This window comes from Microbacterium saperdae (assembly GCF_006716345.1).
Classification (GTDB): domain Bacteria; phylum Actinomycetota; class Actinomycetes; order Actinomycetales; family Microbacteriaceae; genus Microbacterium; species Microbacterium saperdae.
Window position 1 is genome coordinate 2,445,898 of sequence record NZ_VFOX01000001.1, and the last position, 14,933, is coordinate 2,460,830.

Sequence of the window (14,933 nt, forward strand, 5' to 3'; positions counted from 1 at the left end):
AGGGTACGGTCTGGCCCTGGAGATTCCCCCCACGGCACGCGGCACAGGGCGCAGAACCCGCCTGTTTCAGAGGAAGTGCGCCGCGGCGGCACGGGCGATGTACACCGCGTCATCGAGATCGTCGCTCGCCACGTTGACGTGTCCGACCTTCCGCCCGGGACGCGGCTCCTTGCCGTACGTGTGGATCTTGGCGGCGGGGTACTCCGCCATCGCACCGTCGAACCGCTCCCCCAGCGCGCCCGATTGCGGACCGCCGAGGATGTTGACCATGACGGACCACGGGGCACGCGGAGCCGGGCTGCCCAGCGGCAGATCGGCGACAGCGCGCAAATGCTGCTCGAACTGTCCCGTCACGGCACCATCCTGGCTCCAGTGACCGCTGTTGTGCGGCCTCATGGCCAGCTCGTTGACCAGGATCCGGTCGTCGTCCGTCTCGAACAGCTCGACAGCCAGCATGCCGGTGACGCCGAGTCCTTCGGCGATGCGCCGGCCGATGCCCTCTGCGACCTGCGAGAGGCGCTCGGAGGCGGCCGGAGCCGGAGCGATGACTTCGGCGCAGACGCCGTCGCGCTGCACGGTCTCGACGACCGGGTAGGCCACGATCTGTCCGCTGGGACGGCGAGCCACCTGCTGGGCGAGTTCCCGCACGAACGGTACGAGCTCTTCGACGAGAAGCGCATCCGCGGCAGCGAGGTCGTCGAGCCAGTCCTGCGCCTCCGCGGCGCTGCGGACCACGCGGACGCCCTTGCCGTCGTACCCGCCGCGCGGCGTCTTCACCACGCCCGCACCGTGGTGCGCGTCGAGGAAGACCTGCAGCTCATCCGCCGTGCGGACGGCTGCCCAATCCGGCTGCGGCACGTCGAGCTCCTGCAGCTTCGCGCGCATGACGAGCTTGTCCTGTGCGAACTGCAGAGCGTCGGGTCCGGGGTGCACGACGACGCCGTCGGCGACGAGCGCACGGAGGATCTCCTGCGGCACATGCTCGTGATCGAACGTGATGACGTCGACGTCCGCGGCAAAGGCCCGGACGGCCTCGAGGTCGCGATAGTCGCCGACGGCGGATGCGGCGAGCTGAGCGGACATGCCGTCGGCCTCCGCGAGCACCTGCAGTTCGAGGCCGAGTTCGACCGCCGGAGCGATCATCATCCGGGCCAGCTGTCCTCCACCGATCACGCCCACACGTAGCGCCATGTGCCGCCTCCATTCGTCGTCATCATTCTCTCGCATCCGAGGATGGCCGGAGCACACACCCGCAACAGGGCGGGAGGAAGTCAGAGCGTGACGCCCGCTTCGGATCCGGCCTGCGCGTCGCGGTGAGCGAGGATCTGACTGACCTCGATCTGGTCGGCCAGCGTCTCGTGCACCAGCGTGACGGTCGGAACGTTCTGCAGACGGAGCGGAGCATCCACTCCATTCGACAGCGTGATGGTCCCTGAACCCCAGATCCGCTGCAACGGCCCCCGCCGCACGGCGATGGCGTACCCCCTGGCGTGCGACATCTCGCGACGCTGACGTGCACCGAGACCTCGATGAGCGATCACGCGACGCGTGGTGACCGTGGTGCTGCGCGAGTACCAGATGATGAACGGGAGCACGACGAGCAGGAGCACGACGATCCCGGCCGCAGAGAGCAGCATCCAGTTCTCGAACGGAGCAGGAAGATTCCCGTAGAAGTACGCCGTGGCACCGAAGACCGCGATGAGGACCAGCGCCGACCAGAACAGACGCCGTGCATGACCGCGGAATCGGGCGATCAGCAGTTCCTCGGAGGGCACGCCGGGAGGCGGCATCATCGGCCGACCGCCGAGCGTCACGGGCTGAGTCACCCCACCATTGTGCCTGTGATCTCCGACAACGCCTGCTGCGCGGCGGCGTGTCAGCGTCAGGCCGGGCGTACGTGCACGACGTCGCCGGCGGAGATCGCCCGGACGACACCGTCGACGTCGACGAGCAGACGCCCGTCCGCATCCAGACCCGTGGCGAGACCGTCGAGGGTCTGATCCCCCGGGAGAGAGACGCGCACACGGCGACCGAGCGTGGCGCAACGCGCGGTGACGGCCGCATGCAGCCCGCTCACCACCGCATCGCCCGTCGCGGCGAGGGCCGAGAGCCGAGAGCCCAGCTCCCTCAGATAGTCCGCGATCAGACGGTCGTCATCGACGGTCACGCCGGCGACTGCGAACGATGTGGCCGTCGTCACCGGCAGCTGCTGCGCGGTCATGGCCGTGTTCACTCCCGATCCGACCACGACGGCGTCACCACTCGCCTCCGCGAGGATGCCGCAGATCTTGCGCTCGTCCACGAGCACATCATTGGGCCACTTGACCGCGACGTGCTGGTCGGGAAGCTGGGCCGCGATCGCATCCGCCATGGCGACGCCGGCGAGCAGCGGGATCCACCCACGTGCGGTCGGATTCGCCGGCAGTGCGCGCAGCAGCACCGAGATCGCCAGCGCTGATCCGGCGGGCGCGAGCCAGGTCCGATCGAGACGCCCCCGTCCGGCCGTCTGATTGTCGGTCAGCAGCACGGAGAGATGCGGCCAGTCTTCGGGGTTCGCGGCGCGCGAGCGAAGTTCGGCGTTCGTGGAACCGGACTCGGCCAGGACGTCGAGGCGCGCCGCGATCTCGCGGGTACGAGGAAGATCGTTCCTCACAGTTCCTCCTCGTCGCCCTCTTCGTCGTCGTCGTCTTCGTCCACGACCACGGCACCCATCTCGTGAGCATGCCAGCGCTCCCATTCCGCGAACAGCCGCTCGACGGCGTCATGGAACTTCGCGGTCGCGACGCCCGGAGTCGTGTCGCCGAAGTAGTGCTGCACCCACATCGCCAGCCGTGCGACGGCAGCCTCATCGGCCCGCACGCGCTCGACCTCGGCGACGATGTCACGCGCACCGTCGACGGTGAGCCACTCGCAGTCCGCCAGGTAACCCTTGGTGTCCACGGCGGCGCGCTCGTCGCTCGGTCGTGTGATCATCAACGCACGGCCCGCCGCCAGGCGGTCGTAGACCATCGCGGAGATGTCGACGATCGCGACGTCGGCGGCCGACAGCTGCCAGCCGAGCTCCGCGCCGTCGTCGTAGATGTGCTGGCCGGTCGGATCGGCCGCGTTCGTCGCCGCGATGGCCGAGACGATGCGTCTGTGCGCCGCTCCGTACGCATCGTCGACGACCCCGCTGCGCGGGTGGGGACGGTAGATGACGCGGTGCTTCCCCGTCGCGAGGAGCGCGTTCACGAGGATCTCACCATGGGAGGCGATCGATCCGTAGTGCGCGCTCGGGCGGTCGCCCTCCCACGTGGGGGCGTACAGCACCACGGTGCGGTCATCCGGCGTGTAGGGCAGCGTCCCCGAATAGTGGTCGGCCTGCGGGCGGCCGATCTCGATGGTCCGCTTGTCGACGTCGTAGTCCCACAGCGTGCGCGAGAGCCGGTCCCGTGCCGCCTGACCCGCGACCAGCGCGTAGTCGTAGGCCTTGTACTGATTCGTCGTCATGTACATCTTGTCGGACTCGCCGTGGTTGATGAACACGTGCCACCGACGTCCATAGCGGAACATCTGGAAGTTGCGGGTGTTCTGGTTCACGTAGAGGACGACTCGGATGTCCTGTTTCGCGATGAACCGCTCGAGGTCACGGACCGTCGGCACGAATGCGACAGGAGGCGCATCCTCGTCGAGAAGTCGTTCTGCTCCCGCCGCCTGCCTCGCCAGCACGACCACGGGGCGATGAGCCGCCAGGGCAGCCAGAGGTCGGTACCACTGGCGCATCTGGTACATGTTCACCGCGCCGTCCGCGAAGTACACCGCGACCTGGTATCGGCCTTCGGGGTGCGGGGGCGCATCGGCCAGGCGGCGCCGAACCCGTTGCACTGCCGCGCGGGACGCCAGAGCGCGCCTCAGCAGTCGATACGCCTTCTTCGCGTCTGACATTGCACCCATCCCTCCAGGATACTTCGGCGCAGGGAAGTGACAGGCAGCGCTCCCCCCTCCGTGACATGATCGAGAGGTGCAGGAGAGCGAACCCAGGGGGACGGCGGTAGGAGTGTCGTTCGTCATGCCCGTGCTCAATGAGAGCGCCTACCTGCAGCATGCGGTGGAGTCGGTCCTGGCGCAGGATCTCGACGTCCCCGCCGAGCTCGTGCTCGCACTCGGACCGTCCACCGACGGGACGACGGAACTCGCCAGGGCGCTCGCGGACGGCGACGACCGCATCCGACTCGTGGACAACCCCGCCGCGCACATCCCGGTCGGCCTGAATGCGGCGATCCGGGCCAGCCGGTACCCGACGATCATCCGCGTCGACGCCCACTCCGAGCTCTCCCCCGGATACGCGGCACGCGCACTGCGCACGCTCGAGCGCACCGGCGCGGCCAATGTGGGCGGAGTGATGCACGCCGAAGGACGCACGCCGTTCCAGAAGGCGGTCGCTCGCCTGTACAACTCCCCCGTCGGCCTCGGAGGCGGGGCGTATCACGGCGGTGCACGGGAGAGCGAGGCCGAATCGGCCTACCTCGGCGTGATGCGTCGCGACGTGCTCGACGAGGTCGGACTGTTCGACGAGACCATCCGGCGCGGTGAGGACTGGGAGCTGAATCTGCGGATCCGCCAGGCAGGCCACCTGGTCTGGTTCGATCCCGACCTGTCCGTCACCTACTGGCCCCGCGAGAGCTGGCTGCGATTGGCACGCCAGTTCCGGGCGACCGGCGCGTGGCGCGGCGAGCTGGTCCGTCGTTTCGGACGTCGAAACGGCCTGCGTTTCTTCGCGCCGCCGGCGCTCGTGCTCATCGTCGCGGTCGCGATCGTGGTCGGCGTGCTGCAGCTGACCGGGGTGCTCGCCGGAGTCTCCTCACTGATCGCCGCGGCGATCTACCTCCCTCTCGTCGCCTACGCGCTGCTGGTGCTCGCGGTCGCGCTCGCACCCGGCGGTGGCGGCATCCGCCAGCGCCTGTGGACGTTGCTCGTGCTCCCGACCATGCACCTGTCATGGGGCCTCGGGTTCCTGGCCGGCGTGCTGCGTGGAGCCCGCGACACCGTGGACGCGTCGCGTCTCGGCACGCGCAACACGCCTCTTCCCTGAGCCCTGGTCTCCCGGCTCACGACGGCGCCGCCCGCCCGCCCACGCCGTCAGCGCGTCAAGAACCCCTGGTCCAGGATGCGGTCGACGACGCGCTGCGCCGCATGTCCGTCGTCGCGTGCATTGAACTGCGCCTTCCACGCGCCGTACCGCGCCTGATACGTGCTCTCGTGGTCGGGATCAGCGAGCGCATCCGCGAGTTCGCCCTGCGTGCTGACGAGAGGTCCCGGAGCACGTTCTGCGAGGTCGAAGTAGAACCCCCGGAGCTCCCCCCGGTAATGCGCGAGGTCGGGCACCAGGAAGTACATGGGTTTGCCGGTAACGCTGAAGTCGAACATCACCGAGGAGTAGTCGGTGATCAGCGCGTCCGCGGCCAGCAGCAGCTGCGCCGTCTCGGGGTATCCCGTGACGTCGATCACCCGCGCTCCGGCGTGGTCACGGCCCTGCAGGAGAGTGCGGGAATGCCCGCGCACGAGGACCACCGCATCCGCCTGCTCGGCCAGCAGCTCCGGATCGATGAAGTCGACCATCTCGCGGCGGTCGTCGCGCCAGGTGGGGGCGTACAGCAGCACGCGCTCCCCCTCTGCGATCCCGAGCGCCGCCCGGATCGCCGCCGCATCTCCCGTGACGAGCGCGTCATTGCGCGGGTAGCCTTCGACCCAGATCGGACGACCGAGGAATGCGTACGCCTTCTTCAGGATTCGCGCCGAGTACGGGTTCTGCGCCAGCAGGACGTCCCATCGACGGGACTCCTTCACGACGGCAGCCATCCGCCGCGGGTCGAACCCCGGGCGATGCAGGGCGAGCCTCTTGAGCGGGGTGCCGTGCCAGGTCTGGAGCACCTTCTGACCCGGCTTACGGGCGAATCGTCGGCGCAGCCAGTCGTTGACCACGAGCAGTCGCGCAGCGCCGCGTGCACGCCACCATTCGGGACTTCCTTCGACGACCGCGACAGCTCCTTCCGGCACGGCGACGGAGAGATCGACGACGCTCCAGTACCGACGCACGCCGGGCGCGCGCGCCGCGAGTTCACGATCGATGGCCTGAGGATTGCATCCGACGCTGCGTCCGTAGAAGCTCTCGAAGAACACGGCGTTCTCCGTCCCGCCGGTCTGCGCGACGTAGCGCTCCTCGAGGGTCGACTGGCCCTCGGGCGTCTCGTACACGGGGTCGATCGGAGCGGCGATGCTCACGCGCTCGCCCTCGACGGCGACACGGACTCCGGGGAGCATCGTCGGGATGACGATCAGATCATCGAGCTCGACATCGTCGATGCGCAGCTCATACTCACCGGCGGGCAGCGGCAGCACCGGGCCGCCCCAGCGCCCGGCCTCGAGTGGGAATGACGCTTTCCAGGTCTTGCCGCCCCCGGTGACATGAGCCTCCACGCGGGCGCGCGGCCCGACCAGGAGTGCACTCGCCGGACGCTGCCCGGTGCCTGCGATGATCAGCGACTGCGCCGCCTCATCGATCCGGGCCGTGGTCATGCTGCTCCCTTCGGCGCGGGGATGCCCCGCGCGCGGATTGCTTCGTATACCCGACGGGTGTTGCGTCCGTCGCGGAACGCATGCATCTCCGCGCTGAGCGTAGCGGAACGCGCGGATCGCGATGCGAACGCGTCCGTGTCCGCGAGGAGTTGCTCGAGCTGAGACAGCAGGCCGCCCCAGGTCGTGGCGGCATCCTCGCCGGCGACGTCCTCGAAGCGGCCGTAGAAGCCCCTCGTACGTGCGTACTCCCCCGCATCAGGGGCCAGGAACAGGACAGGCATCGCCAGGAGTCCCGCGTCGAAGGCCAGCGAGGAGTAGTCCGTGATCAGGATGTCGACGGCGGGGAGCACCGGGGTGACGTCGGCGAGCACCGACGCACCGAGCATCCGCACACGGCGGCTCGGCAGTGGCGGGGCGTAGCCGCCCTCGCCGAGCGGATGAGAGCGGACGAGGAGCACCGCGTCGTTCTGCTCGAGCACCCGGATGATCTCGACCCATTCCGCGGCGGTGGGCACAGCGGGGTCGGCCGCACCATCCCTCCAGGTGGGCGCGTACAGCAGTGTGCGCGATGCGTCGGTCCCCCCGTCGAGGCTATCCAGGCACTCGCGGAGGATCGCTGACGCACGCGCACGCCGCTCCTCGGGCGAACCGGCGGAGAGGACGTCCACCCGGGGCTCGCCGGTGACGATCACACGATCGTCGGGCAGCCGGAACGCGGACTCCAAGCGCCCCCGGGAGCGGTGTGAAGCGGCCGGAAGCACACGGATGCGCCGGGCAGCGCTGCGGTAGAGGAACGCGATCAGCCGGCGCAGCTGCGGCGCACCGGGGACCGATGGCACCTGGGTGGTGGCAGGAGAGTCGAGGCCGATGCGCTTGAGCGGGATGCCGTGCCACAGCTGCACCACGAACGCACCGGAATTGGCGTAGCGATTGACGTCGCCGAGGCCGTGTGTGACCACGAGCACCCCTGCGCGTGCCGTCGCCCACCATCCGCGCAGTCCGTTCTTGCGTATCGTGCGGATGCCGAGAGCGGCGGCCTCACGATCTTCGCGTGCCGTGGACGTGAGCCAGATGGTGTCGTGCCCGACGGCCGCGGCGTGCCGCTGCAGCGCGAGGGCGCCGTCGCCGATGCCCGCGCCGCATCCGAAGACCCAGCGCCGTCCGCGAGGAACGAGCAATGCACCTATGCGCCCGACGGCATACAACGGGATCCGGAGCAGCTTGGCCGCATTGCCGGTGCCGAAAGAGAAGGACGCCACCTCGCGAGCCTATCGCGGAGGTGGCGCCCTTCTCTGTGAGGAAACGGGTCAGCCGGCGAGTTCGCCGAGCGTGACCTCCGCCTCGAACTCTTTTCCGCCCCGGTTGTACGTCACGGTGGCCGTGCTGCCGGCGGCGGCCGCCCGCACCTGTGCGGTGAGGTCGGTGGCACTCGTGATCGGGACTCCGTTGAACGCGGTGACGACGTCATCCGCCTTCAACCCGCCCTGCTTCGCCGCTCCGCCGTCGGTGACCTCGGCGATGTAGGCGCCGGAGACGACCGCACCTTCGACCGAGGACGCGTCGCGCACGGAGGCACCCAGCAGTCCATGTGTCGCCACACCGTCCGCGATGATCTCCTCGGAGACCCGCTTGGCGATGTTCGACGGGATCGAGAAGCCGACGCCGATCGAGCCCGACTCCTCCGAGTTGCCCGAGCTGGCGATCGCGACGTTGATCCCGATCAGCTCGCCCTTGCTGTTGACGAGCGCGCCGCCGGAGTTGCCGTGGTTGATCGCGGCATCCGTCTGGATCACGGCGATCGAGATCGAGTCGCTGCTCTGCTGCTGACCGGAGCCGGGGAGGTCGAACTGGAACGGTCCCTGGTCGCCGTCCTCGGGGGTCTGCTCCTGGGGAGCATCCTCCGAGCTCGAGTCGGGCAGAGCCGACGATGCGATCTGGATGCTGCGGTTCAGCGCGCTGACGATTCCGGTCGTCACGGAGTTCGCGAGTCCGAGAGGTGCGCCGAGCGCGACGGCGGTGTCGCCGACGTTGAGCTTCGACGAGTCCGCGAAGTCGATCGGCGTGAGGCCCTTGGCGTCCTTGAGCTTGATGACGGCGAGGTCGTAGATGGGGTCGGTGCCGACGACCGTCGCCTCGTAGATGTGTCCGTCCGAGGTCGTGACGCGGATCGTGGGATCGGCCACCGCGCCACCGAGCGTCACGACGTGCGTGTTCGTGAGCACGTAGCCGTCGTCGCTGATGATGACGCCGGAGCCACTGCCCGCCTCACTGGAGCCGGCCACCTCGATCGTGACGACGGACGGCAGCGCCTTGCTGGCGACGGCCGTGGTCTCGTTGACGGAACCGGGGTTGTTGACGGTGACCGTCTCGGGGCCTGCGGCGACACCGGTGGACGGCGAGTTGCCGACGGCGTTCCAGATCGCGCCTCCGCCGAAACCGGCCACACCGCCGACGAGCGCGGCTGCGACCACGAGTGCCGCGATCTTCACGCCACCGCGCGGCTTCGCGTCCTTCACCTTGGCGGTGCCGGGCAGCGCGTCGCCGACCGCGAACGGCGCGCCGAGCGGAACGGTGCCTCCCAGCGGCTGGGTGGGCTGAGCAGCCGACGCGTCACTGTGGATGCCGAAGGCGGCGCCGGATGCTGCCGCCGTCGCCGGGGCTGTCGGTGCGGTGAACTGCTGCGGCGCCGACGGGACCGGCGGCAGCGGGACAGGACCCGCCGCCTGGGACGTGAAAGTCGACGGGACGTCATGCCCGGCGGCTGTCGGAGCAGATGCCTGCCCCGGGACCGGTGCGACCGGATCGATGGTGATGTCAGCGGACGCGTCGGGCGCCGGTGTGGCGGCGGCTCCTGCGACCTCGGTGGGCGGCACGTCGGGTGCCGAGTGGTCGTGGGTGTTGTCTTCGTTCATGGTGTGTGCTCCTTCAACAACGCTCCCTCAGACTGCTCCCCATGTCTGTGCGTTTCTTATGGCGAAGGTGAGTTTCCCCTATGGCCTTAGCCTGTTGTTCATGAGTGTCGTCCCGGGCGCATGGCGCCGCACCGCAGCGGGCGCCGGCCTGCTCTCGAGCGACGGAGCAGTCGCACCCACCATCTTCGCAGAGATGTCCGCGGCAGCGGCGAGAACCGGGGCCATCAATCTCGGCCAGGGGTTCCCGGATGAGGACGGCCCCGCCGAGGTGCTCGAGGCGGCGAGGGCAGCGATCGCGAACGGCGCGAATCAGTATCCCCCCGGGCGCGGCATCCCCGATCTGCTCTCCGCGATCAGCGAGCATCAGCGGCGCTTCTACGGTCTGCAGGTCGACCCGGAGCGCGAGATCATCGTCACCGCGGGAGCGACCGAGGCCCTGACGGCCACGCTCCTCGCACTCATCGACGGCGCCGACGACGAAGTGGTCGTCTTCGAGCCCTACTACGACTCCTACGCCGCGGCGGCGGCTCTCGCAGGTGCGACGCTGCGCACCGTGCCCCTGCGCGCACCCGACTTCCAGCCCGATCTGGAACAGCTCGCGGCCGCGGTCACGGATCGCACACGCATCATCCTGATCAACGATCCGCACAATCCCACGGGGGCGGTGTTCCGTCGAGAGGTGCTCGCGGAGATCGTGCGGCTGGCCGAGAAGCACGACGCGATCATCGTGACCGATGAGGTCTACGAGCACCTGGCGTTCCACGCCCCGCACACCCCGATCGCCACGCTGCCCGGAGCAGCCGCGCGCACGCTGACGATCTCATCGGCCGGCAAGACCTTCTCAGCCACCGGATGGAAGATCGGCTGGGTGCACGGCCCTGCCGACCTGATCACGGCCGTGCTGACGGTGAAGCAGTACCTCACGTACGTCAACGGATCGCCGTTCCAGCCGGCGATCGCCGTGGGGCTGCGCTTGGACGACTCCTTCTTCGACGGCGCGGCCGCCGTACTCGCCCGCAAGCACGAGATCCTCGGTGCCGGACTCCGGGCCGCCGGATTCGACGTGCTCGCACCGGAGGGCGGGTACTTCACCGTCGCGGATGCGACCGCGCTCGGCGGTGCGGATGCGGCGGCCTTCTGTCGCGCCCTGCCCGACCGCGCCGGGGTCGTCGCGATCCCGCTGACGGCCTTCGTCTCGGATGTGCGTCGCGGAGAGTATTCGGGACTCATCCGTTTCGCCGCGTGCAAGCGCGTCGAGGTGCTGGAAGAGGCGGTCTCCCGCCTCGCGGTACTGCGCAGCTGACGGCTGCCGTCAGCGCGGCACCACGGCATACCTGCGCACACGCAGCGAGGGGTTGGCGGATCGCACGTGGTCGATCACGCCGCGTTCGACCACGCCGACAGCGATGCCCTCTGCCACTCCGACCCCGGCGAGCACGACACCCTGCGGATCGACGATCTGCGAATGCCCGACGCCGATGGGGGCAGGGTGGTCGGCGGCGATCACGTACGCGGTGTTCTCGATCGCCCGTGCGGCGAGCAGCGTGGTCCAGTGGTGCTCCTTGAGCGGCCCCCTGACCCACTCCGCCGGCACCACGAGCGCATCCGCCTCGGCATCCATCAGCGCGCGCGCGACCTCGGGGAATCGGAGGTCGTAACAGGTCATCAGTCCGAAGCGCAGACCGCCCAGCTCGAAGGTCGCGGCGACGCCGACATCCCCGGGTTCGACCCACTCCGACTCGGTCTGACCGAAGGCGTCGTACAGGTGCTGCTTGCGATACACGGCGAGCAGCCCGTCACCCCGCACCGCGACGACCGCGTTGCGCACCCGATGGCTGTCCGAGGCGCACTCCGCGAGCCCCGCGACGATCACGACCCCGTACTCCCCCGCCAGGGCGGTGAGCGTCGACACGAAGTCGCCGTCGAGCGTCTCGGCGTTCGCCGCAAGGCTCTCGTCCATCGGATCCACGAAGTAGCTCGCATACTCGGGGAAGACGATCAGTCGGGCGCCGCGCCCTGCCGCTTCCGCGACGAGGGCGGCGATGCGTTCGAGGTTGTCCGCACGGGACGCAGTGGGCGCGAACTGGCAGACGGCGACGGGGACGGCGGAGCGCTCGGACATGCTCCTCATCCTCCCCCATCCCTGCGTCGCCGTCTCGATTCGCGCACTCCCGAAATCCGTGTTAGGTTATCTCTTGTGCCGCGGGGTGGAGCAGTTCGGTAGCTCGCCGGGCTCATAACCCGGAGGTCGCAGGTTCAAATCCTGTCCCCGCAACGAGAATGCGACACAAGAAGGCCCGGATCCGCAAGGATCCGGGCCTTCTGCTTTCCCCCGTGGATTCTGGGTCGGAGCGAACGGCCCATCGGCGAAGGGTCACGACACGCCGTACGCGAGCCCGTCCGCTCGGCATGTTCTGACCCCTCAGGCGGTGAAGACACGCACATCGCGCAGCGCCCACACACGCGAATGGGCGCCCCCGAGGAGACGCCCATTCGTCATCGACACCGTCGGATCACTTCCCGGCGGCCGCCTCCAGCTCCAGGAGCTTCTGGACGGCCGCGGTGAGGCGCTTGTCGGCCTCGCCGAACTTCTCCAGGTCGCCCGCTTTGAGGGCCGCGTCACGGTCGAGGAGGGCCTGCTGCGCGGCGGAGAGGGCCGCTGCCTGCTCATCCGTCGGCTGCGTCGGCGTCTGCCCCGCGTCCGGATCGGTCTCGGGATCCGTGCCCGGATCCGTCTCCGGGTCGGACGGCTCGATCTCCTCATCGCCCCCTGTGGCTCCGGAGTCTCCGCCGAAGAGGGTGTCGAGTGCATCGGTGAGCGTGTTCTCGAAGGCGACACGGTCACCGAAGGCGACCAGCACCTTCTGCAGACGCGGGAGCTGCGTGCCCTCGGAGGACTGCACGTAGACGGGCTGCACGTACAGGAGACCGCCACCGACAGGGAGGGTCAGGAGGTTTCCGTAGATCACCTGCGACTCACCCTGCTGCAGCAGGTTCAGCTGCGGCACGACCGACGTGTCCGAGTTGTACGTGTTCTGGACCTGACCTGGTCCAGGCACGGTCGTGTCGTCGTTGATCTCGAGCAGGCGAAGCTGGCCGTAGCCCTCGCCCTTCACACCCTTCTTCGACCCCGCGTCGGAGTCGACCGCGAGATAGCCCATCAGGACGTCGCGCGTGCTTCCCGCACCCTGGGAGGCGGGGATGAAGGTGGAGAACATCGAGAATCGCGCCGAGTCCTGACCGGGCATCTTCATCGTGAGGTAGTACGGCGGCTGCAGCATCGCGTCGCTGCGCGGATCGTTCGGCGTCTGCCACCGGTTGTCCTGCTGAGCGAACGAGTTCGCGTTGTCGATGTGGTAGATCCCGAGCACGTCGCGCTGCACCTTGAACAGATCGGTGGGGTAACGCACGTGGCTCATGAGTTCACCGGACATGTCGCTGATCGGCTTCACGGTGGACGGGTAGACGTTCTGCCACGTCTTGAGCACCGGGTCCTCGTCGTCCCACGCGTACAGCGTCACCGAACCGTCATACGCATCGACAGTCGCCTTGACCGAGTTGCGGATGTAGTTGATGTCGTCGATCGCGAGCGTCGGGGTCGGCACGTTCGAGTCGGCGATCGCCTCGGAGAGGCTGACGCTGGTCGAGTACGGGTACGTCGCGCTCGTCGTGTATCCATCGACGATCCAGACGATCCGGCCGTCGACGACGCTCGGGTAGGGATCGCTGTCGAGCTCGAGGTACGGGGCGACCTTCTGCACGCGGGTCTTCGGGTCACGGTCGTACAGGATCTGCGAGTCCTCGTTCACCAGGTTCGAGAACAGGATCTGCTCGGACTGGAACTTCAGCGCATACAGCAGCTTCGTGAAGGTGTCACCGATCTTCGGACCACCGTCGCCGTTGAACGTCGTCTTGGTCTCGTTGGATCCGTCCTTGCCCCGCGGGTAGTCGATCTCGGCGGGTGCCGACGACTCCGGCGCACCGACGATCGAGTACTCCGGGGAGTTCTCGCCGAAGTACACGCGCGGCTCGAAGTTCTCCCGATCGGTCAGGAAGCCGGCCGAGGGGATGCCCCGCTCGAGGAACACCGGCTCGCCGTCGGTCGTGCGCTGGTTGCCCGCCGCCGCCACCAGGCCGTAGCCGTGGGTGTAGACCGCGACGCGGTTGTTCCAGTTGTCGCCGTCACCGAGCTTGGTGATGTCGAGATCACGCACGGCCACGACGGTGTCCTGCATCTCGCCATCGATCTCGTAGCGATCGACGTCGAGCGTCTCCTCGAACTGGTAGTACGCACGGTACTGCTCGAGCTGACGAACGGTCGGGCTGATGACCTTCGGGTCCATGATGCGGATCGACGCCGTGGTGTCGGCGTCCTCCCGGAGCTGCCCTGCTTCGGCATCCGTCTCGGCCTGGAACGAGGTGGTCTCGAGGTCTGCGACGTCGTAGGCCTCCTTCGTGCCGTCGATGTTCCGCTGGTAGTACTCCGCCTGGTAGGCGTTCTGGTTCGGCTTGACCTGGAAGGTCGTGACGACCCAGGGGTAACCGACGCCGACGACCAGCGACGCCACGATCAGCAGCGCGGTCGCCGCAAGCGGGAACCGCCAGCGTCCGATGATCGCGGTGACGAAGAAGAGCACGGCCACGAGCGCGGCGATGATCGCGATGATCGCGAGACCGGGGATGGTCGCGTTCACGCCCGTGTACGCGGCACCGGTGATGCGGTCATCCGGGGCGACGAGCGTCTTGTACCGGTCGAGCCAGAGGCTCACCGCCTGCACGAGCAGGTAGAGGCCGGCGATCACGGCGAGCTGGATGCGCGCGGACTTCGAGATGCGCAGCTCCCCCTGCCCGATCTGCACGGCTCCGTAGAGGTACGACACCAGGGCGGTGACGAGCAGGCTCAGCAGCAGGATCGCGGAGACGAACGCGAGGAGCATCGAGTAGAACGGCATCGCGAACATGTAGAAGCCGGTGTCGATGCCGAACTGCGGGTCGACCGTGGAGGTCGCCACGCCGTTGGCCCACAGCCACACGGTCTTCCAGTTGCCCGCGGCGGCGAAGCCGGCGAACAGGCCGAAGAAGATCGGCATCCCCCACATGGCCAGACGCCGCAGGGGCTCGATGACCTCCTGATAGCGGTCGAGCTGAGAGCTCAGCCGCACGTAGACCGGTCGCAGGCGGTATGCCAGCTGGATCACCACGAACAAGGGGACGGCCATCGCGAGGAAGCCGACGACGAACATCACCGCCGTCGCGATCCATTGCGTCGTCAGGACACCGGTGAATCCGACCTGGTCGAACCAGAGGAATTCCGTGTACAACGATGCGAAGACGAAGAACACCGCGATCAACGCGGCAATGATCACCAGTGAGATGCCGAGAATACGTCGGGACGTTCGAGGCGTGGCCGGGTTCTGAGCTGAGGTCGAGGTCACTCCCCCATCCTAGGCATCCCTTACTGGACGA

At 68.4% G+C, this 14,933-nt stretch carries 11 protein-coding genes and 1 tRNA gene; 3 read left to right on the forward strand and 9 right to left on the reverse strand.

Translation table 11 applies throughout. The features are described from left to right. Nucleotides 1–66: 66 nt before the first annotated feature. From FB560_RS11655 to FB560_RS11670, 4 genes are all read right to left on the reverse strand, one after another. Entirely contained in the window at nt 67–1,191 is a 1,125-nt protein-coding gene (locus FB560_RS11655; protein WP_141872516.1) for a 5-(carboxyamino)imidazole ribonucleotide synthase, read from the reverse strand. Between the two features lie 80 nt (nt 1,192–1,271). Continuing rightward, nucleotides 1,272–1,790 carry a PH domain-containing protein gene (locus tag FB560_RS11660; RefSeq protein WP_141873224.1) on the reverse strand — a complete coding sequence of 173 codons (519 nt, stop codon included), beginning with the start codon at nt 1,788–1,790 and terminating at the stop codon, nt 1,272–1,274. Between the two features lie 92 nt (nt 1,791–1,882). After that, the gene (locus FB560_RS11665; RefSeq protein ID WP_229673111.1) at nt 1,883–2,653 is read right to left on the reverse strand and encodes a biotin--[acetyl-CoA-carboxylase] ligase; all 771 of its coding nucleotides are present in this window, start codon (nt 2,651–2,653) and stop codon (nt 1,883–1,885) included. After that, nucleotides 2,650–3,933 carry a CDP-glycerol glycerophosphotransferase family protein gene (locus tag FB560_RS11670; protein WP_141872518.1) on the reverse strand — a complete coding sequence of 428 codons (1,284 nt, stop codon included), beginning with the start codon at nt 3,931–3,933 and terminating at the stop codon, nt 2,650–2,652. Before FB560_RS11670 ends, FB560_RS11665 begins: the two co-directional genes overlap by 4 nt. Nucleotides 3,934–4,048: 115 nt before the next feature. On the opposite strand from FB560_RS11670, the gene FB560_RS11675 reads away from it, so the two are divergent. After that, nucleotides 4,049–5,071, forward strand: a complete 1,023-nt coding sequence (locus FB560_RS11675) for a glycosyltransferase family 2 protein (protein WP_141872519.1) — start codon at nt 4,049–4,051, stop codon at nt 5,069–5,071. Nucleotides 5,072–5,118: 47 nt separating this feature from the next. On the opposite strand, the gene FB560_RS11680 is transcribed toward FB560_RS11675, so the two are convergent. Genes FB560_RS11680 through FB560_RS11690 form a run of 3 tightly spaced genes read right to left on the reverse strand, consistent with a single transcriptional unit; the run spans nt 5,119 to nt 9,467 of the window. Further along, a complete protein-coding gene (locus tag FB560_RS11680; protein ID WP_141872520.1) occupies nt 5,119–6,555 on the reverse strand; it encodes a CDP-glycerol glycerophosphotransferase family protein in 1,437 nt (478 codons plus the stop codon). Next, entirely contained in the window at nt 6,552–7,814 is a 1,263-nt protein-coding gene (locus FB560_RS11685; RefSeq protein WP_141872521.1) for a CDP-glycerol glycerophosphotransferase family protein, read from the reverse strand. Before FB560_RS11685 ends, FB560_RS11680 begins: the two co-directional genes overlap by 4 nt. Nucleotides 7,815–7,862: 48 nt before the next feature. Then, the gene (locus FB560_RS11690; protein WP_229673109.1) at nt 7,863–9,467 is read right to left on the reverse strand and encodes a S1C family serine protease; all 1,605 of its coding nucleotides are present in this window, start codon (nt 9,465–9,467) and stop codon (nt 7,863–7,865) included. 100 nt (nt 9,468–9,567) lie between these two features. On the opposite strand from FB560_RS11690, the gene FB560_RS11695 reads away from it, so the two are divergent. Beyond that, nucleotides 9,568–10,770, forward strand: coding sequence for an aminotransferase class I/II-fold pyridoxal phosphate-dependent enzyme (locus tag FB560_RS11695; RefSeq protein WP_141872522.1), 1,203 nt, complete (start codon nt 9,568–9,570; stop codon nt 10,768–10,770). Between the two features lie 9 nt (nt 10,771–10,779). On the opposite strand, the gene FB560_RS11700 is transcribed toward FB560_RS11695, so the two are convergent. After that, nucleotides 10,780–11,589, reverse strand: coding sequence for a carbon-nitrogen hydrolase family protein (locus FB560_RS11700; RefSeq protein WP_141872523.1), 810 nt, complete (start codon nt 11,587–11,589; stop codon nt 10,780–10,782). A gap of 79 nt (nt 11,590–11,668) precedes the next feature. On the opposite strand from FB560_RS11700, the gene FB560_RS11705 reads away from it, so the two are divergent. Continuing rightward, nucleotides 11,669–11,742: transfer RNA gene (locus FB560_RS11705), tRNA-Met, on the forward strand. A 238-nt stretch (nt 11,743–11,980) separates the two neighbouring features. On the opposite strand, the gene FB560_RS11710 is transcribed toward FB560_RS11705, so the two are convergent. Continuing rightward, nucleotides 11,981–14,902, reverse strand: a complete 2,922-nt coding sequence (locus tag FB560_RS11710) for a UPF0182 family membrane protein (RefSeq protein ID WP_141872524.1) — start codon at nt 14,900–14,902, stop codon at nt 11,981–11,983. Nucleotides 14,903–14,933: the final 31 nt, after the last annotated feature.

Excerpts from the sequence above, each read along its gene's own strand:
- FB560_RS11655 (WP_141872516.1), bottom strand. The coding sequence starts at position 1,191 with ATGGCGCTACGTGTGGGCGTGATCGGTGGAGGACAGCTGGCCCGGATG.
- FB560_RS11660 (WP_141873224.1), bottom strand. The coding sequence starts at position 1,790 with ATGCCGCCTCCCGGCGTGCCCTCCGAGGAACTGCTGATCGCCCGATTC.
- FB560_RS11670 (WP_141872518.1), bottom strand. The coding sequence starts at position 3,933 with ATGGGTGCAATGTCAGACGCGAAGAAGGCGTATCGACTGCTGAGGCGC.
- FB560_RS11675 (WP_141872519.1), top strand. The coding sequence starts at position 4,049 with ATGCCCGTGCTCAATGAGAGCGCCTACCTGCAGCATGCGGTGGAGTCG.
- FB560_RS11680 (WP_141872520.1), bottom strand. The coding sequence starts at position 6,555 with ATGACCACGGCCCGGATCGATGAGGCGGCGCAGTCGCTGATCATCGCA.
- FB560_RS11690 (WP_229673109.1), bottom strand. The coding sequence starts at position 9,467 with ATGAACGAAGACAACACCCACGACCACTCGGCACCCGACGTGCCGCCC.
- FB560_RS11695 (WP_141872522.1), top strand. The coding sequence starts at position 9,568 with ATGAGTGTCGTCCCGGGCGCATGGCGCCGCACCGCAGCGGGCGCCGGC.
- FB560_RS11700 (WP_141872523.1), bottom strand. The coding sequence starts at position 11,589 with ATGTCCGAGCGCTCCGCCGTCCCCGTCGCCGTCTGCCAGTTCGCGCCC.